The sequence below is a fragment of the Micromonospora sp. HK10 genome (genome assembly GCF_000982955.1).
Classification (GTDB): Bacteria; Actinomycetota; Actinomycetes; order Mycobacteriales; family Micromonosporaceae; genus Micromonospora.
In genome coordinates this window covers 23,186-45,922 of sequence record NZ_KQ058729.1, presented here as the reverse complement: position 1 = coordinate 45,922, position 22,737 = coordinate 23,186, and the positions used below count along the sequence as shown (strand labels likewise).

The 22,737-nt window shown below is 71.0% G+C and carries 24 protein-coding genes and 1 riboswitch; of the genes, 20 read left to right on the top strand and 4 right to left on the bottom strand.

The features are described 5' to 3' along the window. Positions 1-52: 52 nt before the first annotated feature. From LQ51_RS08195 to LQ51_RS08180, 4 genes are all read left to right on the top strand, one after another. Positions 53-280 (top strand): hypothetical protein, encoded by a 228-nt coding sequence (locus LQ51_RS08195; protein WP_046564084.1) that lies wholly within the window; start codon positions 53-55, stop codon positions 278-280. Positions 281-451: 171 nt separating this feature from the next. Further along, on the top strand, positions 452-1,021 hold the full coding sequence (locus LQ51_RS08190; protein WP_046564083.1) for a nucleotidyltransferase family protein: 570 nt from the start codon (positions 452-454) through the stop codon (positions 1,019-1,021). A gap of 170 nt (positions 1,022-1,191) precedes the next feature. Then, positions 1,192-2,598 (top strand): glycoside hydrolase family 6 protein, encoded by a 1,407-nt coding sequence (locus LQ51_RS08185; RefSeq protein ID WP_046564082.1) that lies wholly within the window; start codon positions 1,192-1,194, stop codon positions 2,596-2,598. A 94-nt stretch (positions 2,599-2,692) separates the two neighbouring features. Then, positions 2,693-3,430 (top strand): protein kinase family protein, encoded by a 738-nt coding sequence (locus tag LQ51_RS08180; RefSeq protein ID WP_046564081.1) that lies wholly within the window; start codon positions 2,693-2,695, stop codon positions 3,428-3,430. 77 nt (positions 3,431-3,507) lie between these two features. On the opposite strand, the gene LQ51_RS08175 is transcribed toward LQ51_RS08180, so the two are convergent. After that, the gene (locus LQ51_RS08175) at positions 3,508-4,017 is read right to left on the bottom strand and encodes a hypothetical protein (protein ID WP_231605561.1); all 510 of its coding nucleotides are present in this window, start codon (positions 4,015-4,017) and stop codon (positions 3,508-3,510) included. A 200-nt stretch (positions 4,018-4,217) separates the two neighbouring features. Beyond that, positions 4,218-4,426, top strand: a riboswitch (cobalamin riboswitch). Positions 4,427-4,552: 126 nt separating this feature from the next. On the opposite strand from LQ51_RS08175, the gene LQ51_RS08170 reads away from it, so the two are divergent. The 3 genes from LQ51_RS08170 (at position 4,553) to LQ51_RS08160 (ending at position 8,913) form a co-directional block, all read left to right on the top strand. Then, positions 4,553-6,931 (top strand): ribonucleoside-diphosphate reductase subunit alpha, encoded by a 2,379-nt coding sequence (locus LQ51_RS08170; protein WP_046564079.1) that lies wholly within the window; start codon positions 4,553-4,555, stop codon positions 6,929-6,931. After that, complete coding sequence (locus LQ51_RS08165) at positions 6,928-7,968, top strand: ribonucleotide-diphosphate reductase subunit beta (protein WP_046564078.1); 1,041 nt, start codon at positions 6,928-6,930, stop codon at positions 7,966-7,968. Before LQ51_RS08170 ends, LQ51_RS08165 begins: the two co-directional genes overlap by 4 nt. 624 nt (positions 7,969-8,592) lie before the next feature. After that, positions 8,593-8,913 carry a helix-turn-helix domain-containing protein gene (locus LQ51_RS08160; RefSeq protein WP_046564077.1) on the top strand — a complete coding sequence of 107 codons (321 nt, stop codon included), beginning with the start codon at positions 8,593-8,595 and terminating at the stop codon, positions 8,911-8,913. Between the two features lie 28 nt (positions 8,914-8,941). Here the strand turns inward: LQ51_RS08160 and LQ51_RS08155 are convergent, their stop codons facing one another. Next, positions 8,942-9,364 carry an ATP-binding protein gene (locus LQ51_RS08155; RefSeq protein ID WP_082159320.1) on the bottom strand — a complete coding sequence of 141 codons (423 nt, stop codon included), beginning with the start codon at positions 9,362-9,364 and terminating at the stop codon, positions 8,942-8,944. A 168-nt stretch (positions 9,365-9,532) separates the two neighbouring features. Here LQ51_RS08155 and LQ51_RS08150 point away from each other — a divergent pair, with 168 nt between their 5' ends. After that, the gene (locus tag LQ51_RS08150) at positions 9,533-9,931 is read left to right on the top strand and encodes an STAS domain-containing protein (RefSeq protein ID WP_231605559.1); all 399 of its coding nucleotides are present in this window, start codon (positions 9,533-9,535) and stop codon (positions 9,929-9,931) included. Here LQ51_RS08150 and LQ51_RS08145 read toward each other — a convergent pair whose 3' ends face one another. Beyond that, positions 9,932-10,909, bottom strand: a complete 978-nt coding sequence (locus LQ51_RS08145; protein WP_231605557.1) for a PP2C family protein-serine/threonine phosphatase — start codon at positions 10,907-10,909, stop codon at positions 9,932-9,934. Positions 10,910-10,927: 18 nt separating this feature from the next. Continuing rightward, the gene (locus LQ51_RS33785) at positions 10,928-11,188 is read right to left on the bottom strand and encodes a hypothetical protein (RefSeq protein WP_231605555.1); all 261 of its coding nucleotides are present in this window, start codon (positions 11,186-11,188) and stop codon (positions 10,928-10,930) included. 44 nt (positions 11,189-11,232) lie between these two features. Here LQ51_RS33785 and LQ51_RS08140 point away from each other — a divergent pair, with 44 nt between their 5' ends. From LQ51_RS08140 to LQ51_RS08085, 12 genes are all read left to right on the top strand, one after another. After that, complete coding sequence (locus LQ51_RS08140; RefSeq protein ID WP_197087566.1) at positions 11,233-11,724, top strand: NADPH-dependent F420 reductase; 492 nt, start codon at positions 11,233-11,235, stop codon at positions 11,722-11,724. 213 nt (positions 11,725-11,937) lie between these two features. Continuing rightward, positions 11,938-12,411: a cation:proton antiporter regulatory subunit gene (locus LQ51_RS08135; protein ID WP_046564073.1), complete on the top strand. Its 474-nt coding sequence runs from the start codon at positions 11,938-11,940 to the stop codon at positions 12,409-12,411. A 111-nt stretch (positions 12,412-12,522) separates the two neighbouring features. After that, positions 12,523-15,345 (top strand): Na+/H+ antiporter subunit A, encoded by a 2,823-nt coding sequence (locus LQ51_RS08130; protein ID WP_046564072.1) that lies wholly within the window; start codon positions 12,523-12,525, stop codon positions 15,343-15,345. Beyond that, positions 15,342-15,806: a Na(+)/H(+) antiporter subunit C gene (locus tag LQ51_RS08125; RefSeq protein ID WP_046564071.1), complete on the top strand. Its 465-nt coding sequence runs from the start codon at positions 15,342-15,344 to the stop codon at positions 15,804-15,806. Before LQ51_RS08130 ends, LQ51_RS08125 begins: the two co-directional genes overlap by 4 nt. After that, positions 15,803-17,344: a Na+/H+ antiporter subunit D gene (locus LQ51_RS08120; RefSeq protein ID WP_046564070.1), complete on the top strand. Its 1,542-nt coding sequence runs from the start codon at positions 15,803-15,805 to the stop codon at positions 17,342-17,344. The genes LQ51_RS08125 and LQ51_RS08120 overlap by 4 nt, the downstream gene beginning before the upstream one ends. Further along, positions 17,341-17,970, top strand: coding sequence for a Na+/H+ antiporter subunit E (locus LQ51_RS08115; RefSeq protein WP_231605553.1), 630 nt, complete (start codon positions 17,341-17,343; stop codon positions 17,968-17,970). Before LQ51_RS08120 ends, LQ51_RS08115 begins: the two co-directional genes overlap by 4 nt. Continuing rightward, positions 17,967-18,230, top strand: a complete 264-nt coding sequence (locus LQ51_RS08110; RefSeq protein WP_046564069.1) for an MrpF/PhaF family protein — start codon at positions 17,967-17,969, stop codon at positions 18,228-18,230. Before LQ51_RS08115 ends, LQ51_RS08110 begins: the two co-directional genes overlap by 4 nt. Then, positions 18,227-18,628 carry a monovalent cation/H(+) antiporter subunit G gene (mnhG, locus tag LQ51_RS08105; protein WP_046564068.1) on the top strand — a complete coding sequence of 134 codons (402 nt, stop codon included), beginning with the start codon at positions 18,227-18,229 and terminating at the stop codon, positions 18,626-18,628. Before LQ51_RS08110 ends, mnhG begins: the two co-directional genes overlap by 4 nt. Before the next feature lie 136 nt (positions 18,629-18,764). Beyond that, positions 18,765-19,967: an NAD(P)/FAD-dependent oxidoreductase gene (locus LQ51_RS08100; RefSeq protein ID WP_046564067.1), complete on the top strand. Its 1,203-nt coding sequence runs from the start codon at positions 18,765-18,767 to the stop codon at positions 19,965-19,967. Beyond that, positions 19,964-20,347, top strand: a complete 384-nt coding sequence (locus tag LQ51_RS08095) for a DoxX family protein (RefSeq protein WP_046564066.1) — start codon at positions 19,964-19,966, stop codon at positions 20,345-20,347. Before LQ51_RS08100 ends, LQ51_RS08095 begins: the two co-directional genes overlap by 4 nt. A gap of 66 nt (positions 20,348-20,413) precedes the next feature. Then, the gene (locus tag LQ51_RS08090; protein ID WP_231605551.1) at positions 20,414-21,343 is read left to right on the top strand and encodes an RNA polymerase sigma-70 factor; all 930 of its coding nucleotides are present in this window, start codon (positions 20,414-20,416) and stop codon (positions 21,341-21,343) included. Between the two features lie 330 nt (positions 21,344-21,673). Continuing rightward, on the top strand, positions 21,674-22,729 hold the full coding sequence (locus tag LQ51_RS08085; RefSeq protein ID WP_046564064.1) for a LacI family DNA-binding transcriptional regulator: 1,056 nt from the start codon (positions 21,674-21,676) through the stop codon (positions 22,727-22,729). The last annotated feature ends 8 nt before the right edge of the window (positions 22,730-22,737 follow it).

The following is a 22,737-nucleotide window of genomic DNA, read 5'->3' as shown; positions in this document are numbered from 1 at the left end:
GCGGAGTCCGACAATCAGCATCATGAAGACACGTTGGACATCAGGAGCAGGCATGGCGCGGAAGAAGCACCCCCACCTGCGGCAGGCGCTGCTGCTCGCCTTCGCGGCGGGGACACTGACCGGAGCGGCGGGCGCGATGGCGCTGCGGCGCCGGCCGCAGGACGGGGACGGCTGGGCGGGTGCCGGCGGCCGGCTGGACGAGAACAGCTTCCCGCCCTTCAACGGCCGGATGGACGGCCCCGCCCAGGCGGTCCGTGCGGCGGTGGGACAGCAGAGCTGACAGCGCGGGCCGAGCGTCGCCGCCGGGGCAACCCGGCGGCGTCCGCGTACCATGACGTGGCGTCGGTTGGCTGAGCCCCACCCGCCGCTACCGTTATGGCGGGGTACTCCCGGGCCGGGGTGTGGTGGCGCGCCTGACCGGGGGTCCGGGTAGCGGCCACGAGGGGAACCGATGCGGGAAGACGACCTGCGGGACCTGATCGAGCGCAGCCCGTGGCTGGTCCGGGCGCTGGGCGTCGTCCGGGACTCCGGCCTGCCGGACGCCTGGATCGGCGCGGGCGCGGTCCGCGATCTGGTCTGGGGGGAGCGGTACGGCGACGGCTTCGACCCGTCGTCGGTGCGCGATGTCGATGTCGTCTTCTTCGATCCGGCGGACCTGAGCCGCGATCATGACGAGTGGGCCACCGCGCGCCTGGTCGCGGCCTGGCCAGAGCCGCCGTGGGAGGCGAAGAACCAGGCCGCCGTGCACACCTGGTATCCGGCGAAGTTCGGCGGTGACCCGGTGGCCCCACTGCGCGGCATCGCCGAGGCGGTCGCCACCTGGCCCGAGTACGCCACCGCCGTGGCCGTCCGCCTCGACGCAGACGACCGGATCGGGGTGTGCGCGCCGCACGGTCTGGACGATCTGCTCGACGGGGTGTGGCGGCGCAACCCCACCCGGGTCAGCCCGGAGATCTCCCGGCGGCGACTGGCCCGCCACCGCCCCGCCGAACGCTGGCCGGGCGTCCGCGTCGTGACCTGAGCCGGCGCTGGCGCGGTCCGTCGCGCGGCCCCGACCCCTCGACCCGGCGACGCATCCGCGTTCGCAACGACGAGCCTCGACATCTTGGCAGCGGCGCGCGCCTCCGCTACCGTCCATGGGAACGCTCCCACAAACTTAGAAACGTCTATGTGATCAGGAGGCAACACGTCGTGGCTACCCTCTCCCCGCTCCGCCGCAGACCGGTGGCAGCCAGCGTGGCGGCCGTCGCGGGCGCCACCGTCGTCGGCGTCTGCCTCGCCGTCGGCAGCGCCTCCGCCGGCACGCTGTCCGGATCGCTCTACCGGGACCCGAACTCGGCCGTCGTGCGCTGGGTCGCGGCCAACTCCGGCGACTCGCGAGCCGCCGTCATCCGCGACAAGATCGCGAGCCAGCCGCAGGCCCGCTGGTTCGCCAACTTCAACCCGTCGACCGTGCAGTCCGAGGTCTCCGGGTTCGTCGGCGCCGCCAACTCGGCGCAGCAGATCCCGGTGCTGTCGGTGTACGAGATCACGAACCGGGACTGCGGCGGGGCCAGCGCGGGCGGGGCGCCGGACCTCAACCAGTACCAGACCTGGGTGTCCAACTTCGCCCGAGGGCTGGGCAACCAGACGGTCATCATCATCCTGGAGACCGACTCGCTCGCCCTGCAGACCTGCCTGAGCGGCAACGAACTCAACGCGCGCAACCAGGCGCTCTCGACGGCGACCCAGACCATCAAGTCGGCCAACCCCAACGCCAAGGTGTACCTCGACGGTGGCCACTCCACCTGGAACAGTGCGAGTGACACGGCCAACCGGCTCCGGGCGGCCGGCGTGCAGTACGCCGACGGCTTCTTCACCAACGTGTCGAACTTCAACCCCACCTCCAGCGAGGCGAACTTCGGCCGGGCGGTCATCTCCGCCCTCAACGGCATGGGCATCCAGGGCAAGCGCCAGGTCATCGACACCAGCCGCAACGGGGGAGCCGCCGGTGACTGGTGCGCCGACGACAACACCGACCGGCGCATCGGGCAGTACCCGACGACGAACACCGGCGACGGCAACATCGACGCGTACCTCTGGGTGAAGCCGCCGGGGGAGGCGGACGGCTGCCGCTACACGGCCGGATCGTTCCAGCCGGACCTGGCCTACAGCCTGGCCAACGGCGCGCCCAACCCGCCCACCACCGCGCCGCCGACGACCAACCCGCCGACCACCGCGCCGCCCACGACCGCGCCGCCGACGACCGCGCCGCCGACGACCGCGCCGCCGACCACGGCGCCCCCCACCACGCCGCCGCCGACCGGTAACGGCTGCTCCGCGTCGGTGGCGGTCAACCAGTGGCCCGGCGGCTTCACCGCGAGCGTGAACGTCACCGCCGGCTCCGCGAGCATCAACGGCTGGACGGTGACCATCACGCTGCCCGGTGGCGCCGCGATCACCGGCGTGTGGAACGCCCAGGCCAGCGGCACCAGCGGCACCGTCCGGTTCACCAACGTGGGCTACAACGGGCAGGTCGGCGCCGGGCAGTCGACCAACTTCGGCTTCCAGGGCACCGGCACCGGCTCGGGTGCGACGGCCACCTGCGCGGCCGGCTGACCCCGCCCGACACGAGCGGCCCGGCGCGGAGGATCGTTCTCCGTGCCGGGCCGCTCCCCGTTCCCAGCCGGAGTCCGGTCCTACACTGCGCCGCGTGATCGAACTCTGCCTGGACTCCGCGTTCGCGGTCTTCGACGCCCAGGACTCCGGGTGCGTCTCGTACGGCGTCGAGGCGGCCGGCCGCCGCTGGTTCGTCAAGACGGCCACCACCGCGCCCAGCCGCCGTTCGTTGCTGCGGGCCGCCCGGTTCCACGCCGCGGTGCGACACCCGGCGATCGTGCGCCCCGAGCACGTGCTCGACGGGCCGATCCTGGTCTACCCGTGGCATGACGGCAGCGTGTTGAACCAGGCCACCACCCACGGCTCGGACCGCGGCGCCCTGCACCGGTTCCAGCACCTACCCCGGCCCGACGTCGAAGCGGCCATCGACACCGTCCTCGACGCGCACCTGGCCGTCGCCGCCGCCGGCTACGTCGCGGTCGACCTTTACGACGGCTGCTTCCTGTACGACTTCGACGCCCGCCGGCTACGCCTGATCGACCTCGACGAGTATCGTGCCGGCCCGTTCACCCTCGACGCCGACCGCCTCCCCGGTTCCCGCAGCTACATGGCCCCCGAGGAGTTCGTCCGGGGCGCCGTCATCGACCAGCGCAGCACCGTCCACACCCTCGGCCGCACCATCCACCACCTCCTCGACTCCCCGGCCGGCTGGCGCGGCTCCCACCACCAGCACCGGGTCGTCGACCGCGCCACCAGCACCCCACCCGCCGACCGGTACCCCGACGTGGCGGCACTCGTCGCGGCGTGGCGCACCACCCTGCGGCACCGGTAGGCGCGGCCGCCGCCGACCCGCCGGGACGTGGGACGGTGGCCGCCGTCGGGCGCCGACCGGGGCTTCTGCGCTGGCCGTCACTCGCGGGTCAGCCCCGGCGGCAGCGCGTCTTCGTCGGGTCGGACCCGGCGGGCGTTGGCCAGCGGGTCGCGTTCGAGGGTGCGGATCAGCGCGTCCGGGGCGCCGACGCAGGTCCAGGTGTCGTCCCAGAGCGCGGAGACCAGCCATGAGCGGTCGGCGGGGAAGAACAGGTCGGGTAGCGCGCCGCGGGCGGCGCGCAGATGACCACCGGTGCGCCAGGTGAGGGCCTGCTCCGGGCCGGCCTCGACCAGCACGTACGGCCAGTTCCAATAGAGCAATACCCGGGGCGCGTGCGGGAAGACGACGTCGTGGGCGCCGGTGTCCAGGTAGGCCAGCCACCAGGGCTGCTCGGGGGTGTGCCGGCGGAGGTCTTCGACCAGGGCCTGCTCGTAGGCGGCGGCGGTGACCTGCTCCGTCTGGTACGTGGTGGCGTAGCCGTCGAAGATCGGCGGGATGGCGGTGGTGACCGAGACGCCGGCGGTGGTGTGACCGGCGATCCATGCCACGTCGGCGGCAGTGCCGATGCGCCAACTCCGTCCGTCCCGGCTGACCCGCACCCCGCTATTCAAGCCGCCGTGGCGACGGTCGGCACGGGAATCGGGCCGTCACCCACCCGCGCAGGGACGCCGGCCCCCACCGGCGCGAACGCCGATCACGACACGCCGACACAGCATATGGGGGTGTTGGACGATGGGAGTGTCCATATATAGTGTCCGCTGTAGCTGGTTCGGTGCCCATCCAGGGCGGCCGAGGCAAGAGGGAATCCGGTGCGAGACCGGAACTGCCCCGCAGCGGTGAGTGGGAACGACCGCCGTCACGAAGCACTGGGCCGAGCATGCCCGGGAAGCGACGGCCAGTAGGAACGAGGCTTGACGCCCACGAGTCCGAAGACCTGCCAGCGCGCCGTCCACGTACGTGGGCGGCGGTCGAAGGTCGCGTGGGACGACCGACGCCGGCAACCGGAGCTGACCCCTTCCTGGCAGCGCCGTGGCGTCCTCCCGCGCGTCCCGAGGCCATCGGAGACAGCGCGAGGGAGAGGTCATGACTGTGGTGCGGGAAGTGCTCCCCGCCGGTCCGGCTCAGCCGGAGCAGCGCCGGCAGGTGATGCAGGTCCGCAAGCGCAACGGTGACGCCGAGCCGGTGGACGTCAACAAGATCGTTCGAGCGGTGGAGCGCTGGGTCGCGGACCTGGACGAGGTGGACCCGCTGCGGATCGCGACGAAGACGATCAGCGGCCTCTACGACGGTGCGACGACCGCCGAGCTGGACAAGTTGTCGATCCAGACGGCCGCGGAGCTGATCGGCGAGGAACCGCAGTATTCCAAGCTGGCGGCGCGGTTGCTGGCCGCGTACGTGGACAAGGAGGTCCGCGGGCAGGGGGTGGCCAGCTTCAGCCAGTCGATCCGGTACGCCCACGGGCTCGGCCTGATCGGGGACGCGACGGCCGCGTTCGTGGCCCGCAACGCCCGCAAGCTGGACGACGCCGTGGACCCGGACGGTGATCTGCGGTTCGAGTACTTCGGACTGCGTACGGTCGCCGACCGGTACCTGCTGCGGCACCCGCGGTCGCGGCTGGTGGTGGAGACGCCCCAGTACTGGCTGCTGCGGGTGGCCTGCGGCTTGTCCAGCACGCCGGGCGAGGCGATCGGGTTCTACCGGCTGATGTCGTCGCTGGCGTACCTGCCGAGTTCGCCGACGCTGTTCAACTCGGGCACCCGGCACACCCAGATGTCGTCGTGTTTCCTGGTTGACTCCCCGCGGGACGAGTTGGACTCGATCTACGAGCGGTACCACCAGGTGGCGAAGCTGTCCAAGTTCTCCGGCGGCATCGGGATCGCCTGGTCGCGGGTGCGCGGCCGGGGCGCGCTGATCAGGGGCACCAACGGTCGCTCCAACGGCATCGTGCCGTTCCTGAAGACCCTCGACGCCGGTGTCGCGGCGGTCAACCAGGGCGGCCGGCGCAAGGGCGCGGCCTGCGTCTACCTGGAGCCGTGGCACCCGGACATCGAGGAGTTCCTGGAGCTGCGGGACAACACCGGCGAGGAATCCCGGCGCACCCACAACCTGAACCTGGCCAACTGGATCCCGGACGAGTTCATGCGCCGGGTCGAGGCCGACGGCGACTGGTCGCTCATCGACCCGTCCGACGCGCCGGAGCTGCCCGACCTGTACGGCGAAGAGTTCGACGCGGCCTACCGGATCGCCGAGAAGAAGGCGGTCCGCACGATCAAGGCCCGGGACCTGTACGGGCGGATGATGCGGACCCTGGCGCAGACCGGCAACGGCTGGATGACCTTCAAGGACGCGTCGAACCGGCTCTCCAACCAGACCGGGATGCCGGGCAACACCATCCACCTGTCCAACCTGTGCACCGAGATTCTCGAGGTGAACAGCGACGCGGAAACCGCGGTCTGCAACCTCGGCTCGGTCAACCTCGGCGCGCACGTCACCGCGGACGGCGTCGACTGGGCGAAGCTGCGCGGCACGGTCCGCACCGCGGTGGTGTTCCTCGACCGCGTGATCGACATCAACTACTACCCGGCCGAGCAGGCCGCCGCGTCGAACCCGCGCTGGCGGCCGGTCGGGCTGGGCCTGATGGGGCTGCAGGACGTGTTCTTCACGCTGCGGCTGCCGTTCGACTCAGCCGAGGCGAAGGAGCTGTCGACCCGGATCCAGGAGGAGATCTTCCTGACCGCCCTGGAGACCTCGGCCGGCCTGGCGGAACGCTTCGGCCCGCACCCGGCGTACGCCGAGACCCGCGCCGCCCGGGGGGAGCTGCACCCGGACCTGTGGGGTGCCGAGCCCACCCAGCAGGAACGGTGGGCGACGCTGCGCGCGGCAGTCGCCGCGCACGGCCTGCGCAACTCGCTGCTGGTGGCGATCGCCCCGACCGCCACGATCGCCTCGATCGCCGGTTGCTACGAGTGCATCGAGCCGCAGGTGTCCAACCTGTTCAAGCGCGAGACCATGTCCGGCGAGTTCCTCCAGGTCAACACGTACCTGGTCCGGGAGTTGAAGGCGCGGGGACGGTGGACGCCGGAGATCCGGGAACGGATCAAACGCGCCGAGGGGTCGGTGCAGGCGATCGACGAGTTGCCGCCCGACGTGCGGGACCTGTTCCGCACCGCGTGGGAGCTGCCGCAGCGGGCACTGATCGACCTGGCCGCCGCGCGGGCCCCGTACGTCGACCAGTCGCAGTCGCTGAACCTGTTCATGAGCGCGCCGACCATCGGCAAGCTCTCCTCGATGTACCGCTACGCCTGGCAGTCCGGGCTGAAGACCACCTACTACCTGCGCTCCCGACCGGCGACGCGCATCCAGCAGGCCACCGTCGCCATCAAGCCGGTCGTCGCCGTACCCGACGAGGAAGCGGTGGCCTGCTCCCTGGAGAACCCCGAGAGCTGCGAGGCGTGCCAGTGACCACCGTTCCCGAAACCCGTACCGCCAGCACGGCGGGGCACCTGCTGCTCGACCCCGGCATGAACCTGACCCTGCGCCCGATGCGCTACCCGCACTTCTTCGACCGGTTCAAGGACGCGATCAGGAACACCTGGACCGTCGAGGAGGTGGACCTGCACGCCGACCTCGCGGACCTGGCCCGGTTGTCCCCGGCCGAGCAGCACCTGGTGTCCCGGCTGGTCGCGTTCTTCGCCACCGGCGACACCATCGTCGCCAACAACCTCGTCCTCAACCTCTACCAGCACGTCAACTCCCCGGAGGGTCGGCTCTACCTGTCCCGGCAGCTCTTCGAGGAGGCCGTGCACGTCCAGTTCTATCTCAACCTGCTCGACACCTACGTGCCGGACGAGAAGGAGCGGTACGCGGCGTTCGCCGCCATCGAGAACATCCCGTCCATCCGCCGCAAGGCCGAGTTCTGCTTCCGCTGGATCGACTCGATCTTCGAGCTGCGCGAGTTGAAGACCCGCGAGGACCGCCGGGCGTTCCTGCTCAACCTGATCTGCTTCGCGGCCTGCATCGAAGGGCTGTTCTTCTACGGCGCCTTCGCCTATGTCTACTACCTGCGCTCCCGGGGCCTGCTCAACGGCCTCGCCTCCGGCACCAACTGGGTGTTCCGCGACGAGTCGATGCACATGACGTTCGCCTTCGACGTGGTGGACACCGTACGCGCCGAGGAACCGGACCTGTTCGACGACGAAATGGCCCGCCAGGTACGCGACATGCTGGCCGACGCGGTGGAGTGCGAGGCCCAGTTCGCCGCGGACCTCCTCGAACAGGGCGTCTCCGGGCTCTCCCTGGCGGACATGCGCCAGTATCTGGAGCACGTGGCCGACCGCCGGCTCGCCCAACTCGGCATCGCACCGCTCTACGGCTCGACGAATCCCTTCGCGTTCATGGAACTGCAGGACGTGCAGGAGTTGTCGAACTTCTTCGAGCGGCGGGTCTCCGCGTACCAGGTCGGTGTCAGCGGCAGCGTCACCTTCGACGACGACTTCTGATGCCGCGGGCGGCCGGACCGCCGGCGGCCTCGGGCGCAGCCATCCTGATCGCCGGCGGCCAGAAAACCTCGGCTGAATCGACTAGATATCCTCTGCGGTCTGGCATACTCTTCTTGGAGTCGAGAGGAAAGATCCGTCAGTACGCAGACGGGCCGTCCGGCCGTGAGGTCACGACGGACGGCGCGGGAGGAGCAGTCTTCATCGTTCCCTCCCGAGCAGCAGTAGGAGCACGTCACCCGGCCTGACACGAGCCGGGGTGCAGGTGGGGCCGAGGCTCTTTCAGGGCTCCAGCTGATGTTCGCCGTGCGTGTGCGGGCCGGAAAGTCGCGTGGGCCCGAACGCTGGCGGACCGTACGTCAGCCAGGGAAGAAGTAGTAGAGGAAAGGGAGGGCCGTACACCGTTGGATCGCCCGCCGTCGGCCGTCATCTCAGGCCGGGCGGACACCGCAGTTCCCATCGAACGAGAGGTGGTCTCCGGTCACGCATATGCGATCCCCGCACCCGAAGCCCTCAGTTGTGGCTCGTGCGGATACGACAAGCCGACGTCTCCGTCGGTAGATGGTGTCTGACCCGTAACCCTGGGCCCCGGCGCGTAAGCGCCGGGGCCCTCGACGTGGAGGTGGCATGGGGCAGGACCCTGACGACATGTTCGGCGATGAGAACTACCCGGCCTACACGATCGGCCAGGCCGCGGAGATGCTCGGCACCACGCAGGACTTCCTGCGCCGCCTGGACGAGGCGAAATTGATCAACCCGCACCGATCTGCCGGTGGGCACCGCCGCTACTCCCGCTACCAGCTGCGCCTGGCGGCCCGGGCCCGGGAGATGGTCGACCAGGGCACCGCCCTGGACGCCGCCTGCCGGATCATCATCCTCGAAGACCAACTCGAGGAAGCCCTGCGGCAGAACCGGAACCAGCAGCACGGTACGGGGCAACACGACTGACCGGCTCACCGATGTGGCCGGCGGCCGGTCATCGGTCCGATGGCGGTCGTGCGTCGGTGAGGTGTTTGGTGATGCGCAACAGCACGTGGTCCGGAGGTCCGGCGACGAAGGCGGCGGTGTCGGCGAGTGCGGCGATCAGGGGCAGGCCGCGGCCACCGATGGTGAGCGGGGCGGGGAGTCCGGCGTCGAGTCCAGCGCCGTCGGGGGTGCTGCCGCGGTTGCCGACCTCGAGTAGGCAGACGTCGTCGTCGAGGTCGATGGTGATGTCGACGGCGCTGTCAGGATCGCCGTGCAGCACCGCGTTGGCGCACGCCTCGGTGATCAGCACGGCGAGGTGGCCACGGCAGTCCTCGGCGGCGTCGGTGAGGCTCAACAGGGTGGTGAGCACATGGCGGGCGCGGGTCACCGAGGCCGGTTGACGCGGGAGTGACAGGGTCATGCTCACCCGCATTACGTAGTTCCTTCCCGGATCGAGCCTGACCCATCGGAGAACTGCGTCAGCCGGAGGCGCGATGCTCCGGTGGCGATCAGCCCGACCCGGGGGTTTCGGAGGTGGAACGGCCAGTGTGCCGGCTCGACGTACGCTGCCCGGCGGCGGTCCACCTGCCGGCAGAATAGGGTGGGCGGGACCATCGGCGTGGGGGAGGATGTTGTGGATCTGCTGCTGTCGGTCCGACCCGGCCGGGGTTGCACGGTGGTCGAGGTGCGCGGCGAGCTGGACATGGCGACGTCCCCGCAGTTGCGCGAGCGCCTGCAAGGGTTGGTCGACGCCGGTGACCGGCAGGTGGTGATGGACCTGGCCGGGGTGCGGTTCATGGACTCCAGCGGGCTGGGCGCGCTGGTGGCGACCTTCAAGGCGCTGCGGGAGGTCGGCGGCCGGTTGTGCCTCGCCGCGGTGCAGCCCGCCGTGCGCAGCGTCCTGACGGTCACGTCGGTCGACCGGGTGATCCAGGTCTACGACAGTGTGCCGGCGGCTGAGGCCGATGTGCCGTTCACCGACCATGCGACAGACCGCTAGTCACTCGGGCAACGCGCTGCTGGCACGCCCCTGGTCGGCGCCGGCGCTGGTGCGCCGGTCCTCGCTGTGGCCGCCGTGCCAGTCGAGGATGAACAGGGTGGCGTCATCGGCCAGGGTCGGTCCGCTGACCTCGAGTACGGCGTCGGCCATCGCGCGGACCGCCTCGCGCGGATGCAGACCGCTGATCGACCGCAACAGGTCCGGTAGATCCAGCGTGGCCGCGTTGCGCTCGCGCATGCCGTCGGTGATCACCACCAGGCGGTCGCCCGGTCGCAGGGGGATCTCACCGGCGCGGTGTTCGACGCCCGCGAACATGCCCAGCGGGAAGTTGGCCGGTAGCGGCAGCGTCCGGATGTCTCCGTTGCGCACCAGCATCGGCGGCACGTGCCCGGCGTTGAGCAGCGCGCAGACCCCGGTGCGCAGGTCGAGACGGCCGAGGACCGCGGTGATGTAGTTGCCGGGGACGGTGGCGTGTTCGGCGACGTCGGCATTGGCGGCCTCCGCCTGCTCCACCAGGCCCACCCCGCGGCGGCGACTGTTGCGCAGGCTACCCACGCCCAGGGTGGCCGTCAGCGCGCTGGCCACCCCGTGGCCCATCGCGTCGGTGACGCTGAAGTGCAGGACGTCACGGGCGAGGCTGTAGTCGAAGGTGTCCCCGCCGATACTCGCAGCGGGCTCCAGCCAGCCGGACAGGGTGAACGCGCTGGCCTCACAGGTGAACGAGGCGGGCAGCAGGCGGCGCTGGATCTCCCCGGAGAGGGTGAACGGAGTGGTGCGTTGGCCCCACTCGAAGAGGTCGGTGTACCGCCGGTTGGCGATCACCACGAACGCCAACACGTGCGCCGTGCGGGTGATCTCCTCCAGCGCCCGCGGGACCGGCTCGTCCGGCAGGATCATCTCGAGCAGGCCGATCGCCTCACCCCGGTCGGTCACCGGCGCCAACACCGTCCAGGTGCCGTCCTGGGCGATCACCTGCACCGTCTGGGTGCGTAGCGCCTACTCGGCGGGGCCGCCGTCGAACGGCATCACCGTGGCGACCTCATCACCGCCCCGGCGCCCCGTACCCGTGTCGTCAGACGGCACGTGGGTCAACCGGACCAACGCCCGGCCGCTGAGGTCCGCGATCAGGAACGCGACGGCACGTGCCCGCAGCGTCGCGCCGAGCTCCCGGGTGACAGCCTCGACCGCCTCGACCGGCGAGGCGTTCTCTGCCGCATCCAACATCTGCGCCATGATCCGCCCTCGACTGCTCTCCACCGTCCGAGCCTACGAGAGCCGACTGGCCGGGCGGAATGCTCCGCGTGCTGTGGTCGGTGGCCCGCGGGCCGGCTGATCGACGCGCGTCGTCGCGCCGTGCGTTTCCCTACCCGACCGTCGACCAGGTGATCGCCCAGCGTGGTGAACAACTCGCGGGCAAGATCGTGGTCGACATCACCAACCCGCTGAATTTCGAGACCTTCGACTCCCTCACCGTTCCCGCCGACAGCTCGGCCGCCGCCGAGATCGCCGCCAAGCTGCCGGAATCCCGGGTACTCAAGGCCTTCAACACCACCTTCGCCGGCACGCTGGCAGCCGGCACCGTCGGCCAGTTGACCACGACCGTCCTGGTCGCTGGCGACGACGCCGACGCCAAGGCCACCCTCAGCGACGTGATCAGCGCGGCCGGCCTGAAGGTCATCGACGCCGGCGCGCTCAAGCGGGCCCGCGAGATGGAGGCCCTCGGCTTCCTGCAGATCAGCCTGGCCGCGGCCGAGAAGGTTTCCTGGACCGGCGGCTTCGGCGTCGTGGCCTGACCCGCCCGGCCGGGCGGCACAACCTCTCTGCGGAGAAACCGGTGACGAACCACCCCGCCGGCGGCACCGCGCCGCCGACGCGTGGACGCGGCGGAGGTCGGTGGCAGACAGTGGACGGACATCGATGGAGATGGCGGACCGCCCGCTGCGGATGATACGGATTAAGGACCTTGGCGGCGCCACGGCGGGCCGTCACCGCGAAGGGGGTGGGTGATGCACGTCGAGAAGAGGACGCTACCGGGCATCGGCGTCTGCCAGCGCTTCCGAACGGCCAGCGGCCAGCAAGCGGGCCTGATCGCCCACCCCGACGGACGGCGTGACCTCGTCATCTACCACCCGAAGGACCCGGATACCGCCCTGTACACCCTCACCCTGGGACGGACCGAGGCGCAGGTGCTGTCCGGACTGCTCGAGGCGGTGGTGACCGTCGAGCATCTCGTGGGCCTGGATCGGCAGGTGCCGGGGCTCTCGGTGGTGCGGATCGCAGTCGCCCTGGGAACGCCGGGCGACGGACGCGCCTGGCGGGACATCGACCTCGGCGGGCAGGCCCTGTCGCTGCTGGCCGTCGTCCGCAACGGCGAAACGATCACGGCGCCCGGCGATGATTTCGTCATCGTCGCCGGAGACGACGTGGTCGTGGCGGGCAGCGAGGCCGGCATCTCGGCCGTGGCGCAGGCCGTCGGCTGACCCACTGCTTCCGATCATCGACAGCCGTCGCGGCGCGACGGCGCGCAGGTGTCGATCCGATTTGTTCAGGTTAGGCTTGGCTAACCGAAAGTAGAACCCTGGGGAGGGTGTGTGCTGGTACTGGTGGCGATCCATGTGCTCGCAGCTGCGATCGCCCCGGTGCTGGTACGCCGTTGGGGCCGTCGTGCCCTCTACCTCGTCGCGCTCGCGCCGGCGGCGACCCTGGGCTGGGCGCTGGCACAGACCGGCACGGTCCGCACCGGCGCGCCGGTGGTGGAGACGGTCACCTGGGTGCCGCAGCTCGGACTGGACGTCGCGCTGCGGATGGGCACCCTGGCCTGGCTGATGCTGCTGCTCGTCGGCGGTGTCGGCGCGCTGGTGCTCGGCTACAGCGCGCGGTACTTCCGCTCCGACGACCCGGGCCTCGGCCGGTTCGCAGCGGTGTTCGTGGCGTTCGCCGGAGCGATGCTCGGCCTGGTGGTCTCCGACGACCTCCTGCTGATGTACGTGTTCTGGGAGCTGACCACCGTCTTCTCCTACCTGCTCATCGCCAGCGACCCGACCCGGCGGGCCAGCCGGCGGGCGGCCATGCAGGCCCTGCTGGTGACCACGCTCGGCGGGCTGGCGATGCTCGCCGGGTTCGTGATGCTCGGAGAGCATGCCGGCAGCTACCGTTGGTCGGAGATCGCCGACAACCTACCCACTGGCGGTTACCTCGCCGTCGCCCTGGTGCTGGTCCTGCTCGGCGCGCTGAGCAAGTCGGCCATCTTCCCGTTCAGCTTCTGGCTGCCGGGGGCGATGGCCGCGCCGACCCCGGTCAGCGCGTACCTGCACGCGGCGGCGATGGTGAAGGCGGGTGTCTTCCTCGTCGCACTGATCGGGCCGGCGGTGGTCGGTGCCACGCCATGGCGTCCCGTCCTGCTGGCCGGCGGCCTGATCACGATGTTCCTCGGCGGCTGGGCGGCGCTGCGGCAGGTCGACCTGAAGTTGCTGCTCGCCTACGGCACGGTCAGCCAACTCGGCCTGCTCATGGTGGTCCTCGGCGCCGGCACGCGGGACACCGCCCTCGCCGGTACGGCGATGGTGCTGGCCCATGCCCTGTTCAAGGCCACCCTGTTCCTCTCCGTCGGCGTGGTGGAGCACGTCACCGGCACCCGGGACCTGCGCGAGCTCAGCGGCCTGGGCCGGCGGGTGCCCGCGCTGGCCGTCGTGGCCGGTCTCGCGGCGGCCTCGATGGCGGGCCTGCCGCCGACGGCCGGCTTCGTCGCCAAAGAGGCGGCGGTCGAGGCGTTCCTGCAGGGCGGTACGGCCGACCTGGTGGTCCTCGCCGGGGTGGTGCTCGGCTCGGCGCTGACTGTCGCGTACACGCTGCGGTTCGGGTGGGGTGCGTTCGCCGGCAAGGCCGGCGTGCCGACCACGCCGGCCGAGCCGGTCCGGTGGCCGTTCCTCGCGCCGGCCGCGCTGCTCGCCGTCGCCGGCCTCGCGGTGGGGGCCTTCGCACCCGCCGTGGACCGGGTCCTCGTCTCCTACGCCGACCTGTACCCGAGCGTGGGGTCCGCGTACCACCTCTCGCTGTGGCACGGGTTCACCCCGGCGCTCGGGCTCTCCGCGCTGGCGATCGCCGCCGGCGCAGGGCTGTTCCTGCTGCAGCGCCGCGGCCGTCTGCGCCCGGCGCAGGCGCCGGTCGACGGGGCGAAGGTCTACGACCGGCTCGTCGGCGGCGTGGACCGGGTGGCAGTGGAACTCACCGGCGCCACCCAACGCGGTTCCCTCCCGTTCTACCTGGGCGTCATCCTGCTGGTGCTGGTCGTGCTGCCCGGAGGGGCGCTGCTGGCGGGCGCGCCGTGGCCGCAGCGGTTCACGCTCTGGGACACGCCCCTGCAGGCCGTCGCCGGCGCGGTGGTGGTCGTCGCCGCCGTGGCGGCAGCCCGCGCCCTGCGCCGGATGACCGCGATGATCCTGGTCGGGGTCACCGGCTACGGCACGGCACTGCTGTTCATCCTGCACGGCGCCCCGGACCTGGCGCTGACCCAGTTCCTCGTCGAGACGGTCACGATCGCCATGTTCGTGCTGGTGCTGCGCCGGTTGCCGGCAAAGTTCTCCGAGCGGCCCATCCGGGCCAGCCGCCGCGGCCGGATCGCCCTCGGCGTCGCGGTCGGCGTGGTCACCGCCGGCATGGCGTACGTGGCGGCGGGCTCCCGCGTCGCCACCCCGATCTCCGTCGGCTTTGCCGACAAAGCGGTCTCGTACGGCGGCGGCAAGAACATCGTCAACGTGACGCTGGTGGATATCCGCGCGTGGGACACCATGGGCGAGATCGCCGTTCTGGTGGTGGCCGCCACCGGCGTGGCCAGCCTGATCTTCCGCCGCTCCCGGGACCTGGGCCTGCGCCGGGACATCCCCGGCGTCGGCTCCAGCGACTCGGTCCGCCCGCGTTGGCTCACGGTCGGTGCGACGATCCGCCAGCAGTCGGTCATCCTCCAGACCATCACCCGGCTGCTGTTCCACGCCATCGTGCTCTTCTCGATCTACCTGCTCTTCTCCGGCCACAACGCCCCCGGAGGTGGCTTCGCCGCCGGCCTGGTCGCCGGTCTCGCGCTGGCCGTGCGCTACCTGGCGGGCGGGCGTACCGAACTCAACGGGGCGGCCCCGGTGGATGCCGGCGCGTTGCTCGGCGCCGGGCTCTTCGTCGCGCTCGGCACCGGCCTGACCGCGATGGTGCTGGGTGGGGAGTTCCTCCAGAGCGCCGTCCTCGACCTGCACGTGCCGGTCCTCGGCCACCTGCACTTCGTGACGTCCGTCTTCTTCGACGTCGGCGTCTACCTCATCGTGGTCGGCCTGATCCTGGACATCCTGCGCGGCCTCGGCGCGGAGATGGACCGCCAGCAGGAGACCGAGGATGCCCCCGAGGCCCGGACGAAGGAGCTGGTGTGAACCCGAACCTGACCTACGTCCTCGTCGTCGGCGTGCTGTTCGCCGCCGGGGTGACGCTGCTGCTGGAACGCAGCCTGACCCGGGTGCTGATGGGCGTCATCCTGCTCGGCAACGGCGCCAACCTGCTCCTGCTCACCGGGGGCCGGGCCGGCGGCCCGCCGATCGTCGGCACGACCGCCGGAGAGGACATGAGCGACCCGCTGCCCCAGGCGATGGTGCTCACCGCGATCGTCATCACCCTCGGCATGACGGCGTTCCTGCTCGCGCTGGCATACCGCAGCTGGCACCTCAACGGTCACGACGAGGTGCAGGACGACGTCGAGGACCGGCGCATCATGGAGCTGGCCGACCGGGACGAGGGCCCCGGCACCGCGGACAACGACTCACCCGACGGGGAGCCGCCGCAGGAGCCCGCCGAGCGACCCGTCGTCGTTTCCGGCGACGCCGGGAGGGCCCAATGACCTGGTTGGTTCCCCTGCCCGTGGTGATGCCGCTGCTCGGCGCGGCCCTGACGTTGTTGCTCGCCGGCCGTCCGCGCGCCCAACGGTGGGTCAGTCTCACCGTCCTCACCGCCACCGTCGGCGTCGCCGCGGCGCTCCTGATCCGCTCGACGGTGGACGGGCCGCTGGTCGTCGAGGTCGGCGGGTGGGTGGCGCCGCTGGGCATCGTGCTGGTCGCCGACCAGCTCGCCGCCCTGATGCTCGTCGTCTCCGCCGCGGTCACCCTGTGCGTGCTGGTGTACTCCATCGGGCAGGGCATGGCCGACGGCAACGAGGAGACACCGCTGTCGGTCTACCACCCCACGTATCTGGTGCTGACCGCCGGCGTGTGCAACGCGTTCCTCTCCGGCGACCTGTTCAACCTCTACGTCGGCTTCGAGATCCTGCTGGTCGCCAGCTACGTGCTGCTGACCCTGGGCAGCACCGAGACGCGGATCCGCGCCGGCACCACGTACGTCGTGGTGAGCCTGCTGTCGTCGCTGGTCTTCCTGGTCGCGATCGGCCTGGTGTACGCCTCGACCGGCACCCTCAACCTGGCCCAGCTCGTCGACCGCCTGGACGCGCTGCCGGACGACCTGCGCCTGGTGCTGCAGGGCATGCTGCTGCTCGCCTTCGGCATCAAGGCGGCCGTATTCCCGCTGTCGGCCTGGCTGCCGGACAGCTATCCGACCGCCCCGGCCCCGGTCACCGCGGTCTTCGCCGGCCTGCTCACCAAGGTCGGCGTGTACGCCATCATCCGCACCGAGACGCTGCTGTTCCCCGGGGGCCGCAGCGCTGACCTGCTGATGGTGGCCGCGGTGCTGACCATGGTGGTCGGCATTCTCGGTGCGGTGGCCCAGTCCGACATCAAGCGGCTGCTGTCGTTCACGCTGATCAGCCACATCGGCTACATGCTGTTCGGGATCGGCCTGACCACGGCGCTCGGGCTGTCCGCCGCGATCTTCTACGTGGTGCACCACATCACCATCCAGACCACGCTGTTCCTCGCCGCGGGCCTGGTCGAGCGGCGCGGCGGAAGCACCGCCCTGGACCGGCTCGGCGGGCTGGCCCGGCTGTCGCCACTGCTGGCCGTGCTGTTCTTCGTGCCCGCGCTCAACCTCGCCGGCATCCCGCCGTTCTCCGGGTTCCTCGGCAAGCTCGGTCTCGTGCAGGCCGGGGTGGCGGACGGCAGTCCGCTGGCCTGGGTCCTGGTCGCGGGCGGGCTGCTCACCAGCCTGCTCACCCTCTACGCCATCGCCCGGGTCTGGAACCTGGCCTTCTGGCGTGCTCCGCACCCCGACATGCCGGCGGCCGGGGACACCGTCCGGACCGACGACGGTGCGTACACGGGCGCCATGCTGCCCCGGCTGATGATCGCGCCGACCGTGGCCCTCGTGGTGCTCGGGCTGGCCCTGACCGCGGTCGCCGGGCCGCTCTTCGAGGTCAGCACCGACGCCGCCGAGAACCTGCTGCGCCGCACCCCGTACGTCGAGGCCGTGTTCCCGGACGGTGCCCCGTGAGCGACCCGATGACCCAGCCCGGTCCCGCCCGACCGAACCCGCCGCTGACCCGCCGCGACCGTCGCCGTAACCGGATCATGGCCATGACCGCCCTGACCACCGTCTGGGTACTGCTGTGGGGCACCCTCAGCTGGGCGAACGTGATCAGCGGTGTGCTGGTCGCCACCGTACTGCTGGCGGTGTTCCCGCTGCCCCCGGTGACCTTCGCCGGTCGCTTCCGTCCGCTGCCGGCGGCCCGGTTCCTGCTGCGCTTCAACTGGGACCTCGTGGTCGCCTCCATCCACATCGCCTGGCTGGCGCTTCGCCCCCGGCACACGCCGCGCGGCGCGATCATCGCGGTGCCGCTGCGGGTCAACACGGACCTCAACCTCACGCTGGTCGGTGAGGCGCTGTCCCTGGTCCCCGGCAGCCTCATCCTCGAGGCCGACCGGGCGACCGGCACCCTCTACGTCCACGTCATCGGCGTACGCACGATCGAGGAGGTCGAGCGGTTCCGGCGCGGCGTGTACGAGCTCGAGGCCCGGATCGTGAACGCCATCGGCTCGCCCGACGAGGTCCGCCGCCTGACCGATTCATACCCGGCCGGCCCGCCGCAGCCGGTTGACCAGGAAAGGGTTCCGACATGATCGTCGTCGCCGTGACCGTCACCGTCCTGCTCGCCATCGCCGGCGCGCTGGTTCTCGTCCGCATCATCCGCGGGCCGTCCATCCTCGACCGGGCGGTCGCCACCGACGTCCTGCTCGCCATCGTCGTCGCCGCCATCGCCATGGAGGCGGCGTACAGCCGCGACGCCACCGCACTGCCGGTGCTCGTGGTGCTGGCCATCCTCGGGTTCGTCGGCTCGGTCAGCATCGCCCGGTTCGCGACCCGGAAGGGTGACCAATGAGCCTCGACGCCGTCCTCGACACGGTCGCCGCCGGCTGCCTGGTCGCCGGAGCGATGCTCTGCCTCGCCGCCGGCGTCGCCCTGCTGCGCTTCCCCGACCTGCTCTTCCGGCTGCACGCGGCCGCCAAGCCGCAGGTGCTCGGCTTGCTCCTGGTCCTGCTCGGCTGCGCGCTGCGGCTGCGCAACGGGGTGGACATCACCACCCTGGTGCTCATCGGTCTCTTTCAGCTCGCCAGCGCTCCGGTCGCGGCACACATGGTGGGCCGGACCGCGTATCCGCACCGCGACATCGGGCGGGACCTGCTGATCACCGACGAGCTCGCACCTGACTGGGAGCGGATCAACGCCAATCGCGGGGTGCCGTCTCCGCCGGCGCAGGCGTCCCAGGGCCCCGGCTGAGCCCGCGCTGACCCGCCGACCGTCAAGGTCAGCCGGCGTCACCCCGCGCCTGTGCAGTGGCCTGCCTCACACGATGTCAGCACTGTCGGTCACGCGGTGTCTTGAGGGCGAACCCCGTGGAACGGAGGAGCCCACTATGGCGGTGAACATCGATGTGGTCGTGGTCGGCGGCGGGTACGCCGGCGTCATGGCGGCCAATCGCCTGACGCAGCGCGACGATGTAGCGGTGACGTTGATCAATCCGCGCCGGACGTTCGTCGAGCGGATCCGCCTGCACCAAGTGGTGGGCGGGTCCGATGACGCGGTCGTCGACTACCGAAAAGTCCTGGCCGAGGGCGTCCGGCTGGTGGTCGACACGGTGACCCGGATCGACGCGGCCGGGCGCAGCGTGACGTTGGCGGCCGGCGGCACCGTCGGCTACGACTACCTGATCTACGCGGTGGGCAGTGGCAGCGCCCACCCGGACGTGCCCGGAGCGGCCGAGTTCGGCTACCCGATCGCCAGCCTGGAGGAGGCGCAGCGGCTGCGGCCGATCGTCGACGCCGCTCCCACAACGGCCCCGGTGACGGTTGTCGGAGCCGGCCCGACCGGCATCGAAACCGCCGCCGAGCTGGCGGAGGCAGGCCGTACGGTGACCCTTGTCTGCGGTGGGGTGCTCGGCCCGTATCTGCACGCCCGGGGCCGGCGCTCGGTTGCCAGGCGGCTGGCCAGGCTCGGGGTGACCGTGCTCGACGGCCCCGACACGAAGGTGACGGCGGTGACTCGCGATGCCGTACGGCTCGGCGGCGGCCGAGAGGTGCCGAGCACGGTGACCATCTGGACCGCCGGGTTCGGCGTGCCGGACCTGGCCGCCCGCAGCGGGCTGAGCACCGACACGCTGGGCCGCCTGCTCACCGACGAGACGTTGACGAGCGTGGACGACGCGCGCATCGTCGCGGCCGGGGACTCGGCGGCCCCGTCGGACCTGCCGTTCCGGATGAGCTGCCAGGCCGCGACGAGGATCGGCGCGCACGCCGCCGACACGGTGCTGGCCCGGATCGCGGGTGCCCGGCCGTCCCCCATCAACCTGGGGTTCTTCGGCCAGTGCATCAGCCTGGGGCGTCGCGCCGGCATCTTCCAGTTTGCCGCCAGGGACGACACCGCGAACAGGTGGTACCTCGGCGGCGGCGCGGGCGCGAAGCTCAAGGAGTTCGTCTGCAAGCACACCGTCAGGCATCTGGCGGACGAGGCACGCAAGCCCGGCTCGCTCACCTGGGTCAAGGACGACAGGCGCCAGGAGTTGCTGCGGGTCAAGCGCGGCGAGGCGCCGGCCCACACCAGGCAGGGGGAGACCGCATGAACCTCGCTCTCTGGATCGCCAGCGGGCTGCTGGCGGCAGTCTCCCTGACCGGCGGAATCACCAAGACGTTCGTACCCAGGGAGAAGCTGGCTGCGCTTAAGGGCGGGGAATGGACCGGACACGCCAGCGTCGGCTTCATCAAGACCATCGGGGTGCTCGAGCTCCTGGCCGCGGTTGGCCTGATCCTGCCCGCGGTGCTCGACATCGCACCGTTCATGGTGCCGGTGACTGCCGTCTGCTGGGTTCTGCTCATGGTCGGTGCGATGATCATCCATGTCCGGCTCAATCAGTTCAGACTGGTCATGGTGAACCTGGGCTACGTCGCGCTTGCCACCTTCATCGCGTGGGGCCGTTTCGGCCTCGAGCCTTTCACCGCCTGATGAAGCCGTGCCGCTGGCGGGGTGGTGCCGGGTGGGCGCGGGTGATCCGAAGGTTGAGGGCCTTCGGTGACCGGGCCGCCCGCGACGAAGAAGGGACGCGATGTGAGCCACGCCACTGACCCGGCGACGGATACCTTCGTCGCCCACCGCAACCTGCTCTTCACCGTCGCATACGAGATGCTTGGATCGGCCACCGATGCCGAGGACGTCCTCCAGGAAACCTGGCTGCGGTGGAGCAAGGTCGATACGGAGCAGGTTCGCGACCAGCGCGCCTACCTGGTCCGGATCACCACCCGGCAGTCGCTCAACCGGCTGCGCACCATGCAACGCCGCAAGGAGGCCTACGTCGGCCCCTGGCTGCCCGACCCGCTGCTCACCGCACCGGATGTGGCCGAAGACGTCATGCTCGCCGAGAGCGTGTCGATGGGGCTCATGATCGTCCTGGAGACACTGTCGCCGACCGAGCGCGCCGTCTTCGTTCTGCGCGAGGCCTTCGATGTCAGCTACGACGAGATCGCGGCCGCCGTCGGCAAGAGCCCCGCGGCCGTCCACCAGATCGCGCACCGCGCCCGCCAGCACGTCGATGCCCGCCGCCCCCGCCAGCCGGTCTCCCCGAGCGAGACCCGAGCGGCCCTGGGGGCCTTCCAACGCGCGGTCGAGACCAGGGACCTGCAGGGTCTCCTCGACGTGCTCGCCCCTGACGTCGTCCTGGTCGGCGACGGCGGCGGCGTCAAGCAGGCCGCGCTGCGGCCGATCGCCGGCGCGGAGAAGGTGGCCCGCATGTTCCTCGGTGGCCTGGGCAAGGTCGACGGCACGCTCACCGCTGAACCGACCGTGGTCAACGGCAACCTGGCACTCCTCGTACGCCTGGACGGCGAGCTCGACGGCGTCCTGGCGATCCGTGTCGAGGATGCCCGCATCACCGGCCTCTACTACGTCCGCAACCCCGAGAAGCTGACCCGCGTCGAATCCGAAACCCCGCTCACCCTGCGATGAACTGAGCTTCCCCGTTCCCGGGCCCGCACACCGCGTCCGCGTTGCCAGCCGGCGCTGGCAGGTCCTTCCAGGATCACCAGCGCGTGGGTCGGGCCGGTGCCTTCGAGCCTGACCCGCGGACGCCCACGGCTGCGCGGCGAGGTTGACGAGACGGACGGCGCCGCCGGTGACCGGTAGCCACCGACGTGCGGTCCTGCACGTCCGCGAGCCAGTCACCGAGTTGATGGTCACCCGGCAACGCGCCAGGGGATCGCCGCTGTGGCCCTGGGCCTCTGCTTGACGTCACACTTGCCACGATGCACCATGTTAAACGATTAACAAGGGGATGGCATGGGTGTGCGGGTTACCTTGCGGTCGGTCGCTGAGGCAGCCGGAGTCTCGACGGCTGCGGTGTCGTACGCCTTCAACCGCCCGGATCGGTTGTCCAGCGAGATGCGGTCGCGGATCCTCGCCGTGGCACGCGAACTCGGTTACTCCGGCCCGGATGCCGCCGCGAGGTCGTTGCGGACCGGGCGGGCCAACGCGATCGGCGTCATCTTCACGACCGGGCTGACGTACGCCTTCCGTGACCCCTACGTCCTTGCCCTGCTCGGCGGCCTCGCCGAGGCCCTGGCGCACAGCCGTACGAGTCTGGTGCTCATTCCGTTCGCGCCGGTCGTCGCGGGACTCAGCGACGCGGAGGTACGTGAGTCGCTTGACGCCGTGCACCGGGCGGTCATCGACGGTGCGGTGGCCGACGGGTTCACGGACGACCATCCGGCCGTCCGTGCGCTGTCCGAGCGTTCGCTACCCCTGGTTCGCTCCTCCGAGACGGCAGCAGGTCGCTGTGTGCTGATCGACGATCGGCAGGCGGGTCGGAAGATCGGACGCCACCTCGCCGACCTCGGCCACCGCGAGGTCGCGGTGGTCCTCTCCTCCCCGCGGGAGCCGGGTTGCGCCGTCCCGCCCGCCGACGAGGCAGCGCTCTACCCATACTCGCGGCATCGGCTCGCCGGCATCCGCGAGGCGCTGCCCGCTGGGGCCCGAGTGCGCGTCGTCAGTGGCGGAAACAACGCCGACGCCACCGGGCGCCTGGCGGCGACATCGCTCCTCGCGGCCCCCGACCGCCCGACGGCGATCGCCGCGGACAGCGACGTGCTCGCCGCCGCCGTCGTCGAGGTCGCCACGGTCCAAGGGCTTCGCGTCGGACACGACGTGTCGGTCACCGGCTTCGATGACGTGCCCCTGGCGGCCTCGACCGGGTTGACCACCGTCCGTCAGCCCATCCACGAGAAGGGCCGGCTGATGGCACGCATGTTGCTCGACCCGGACAACACGCCGAGTCGCCTGACCCTGCCGACCGAACTCGTCGTCCGCTCCAGCACCGGTCCCGCTCCGAATCGCTGACGGGAGAG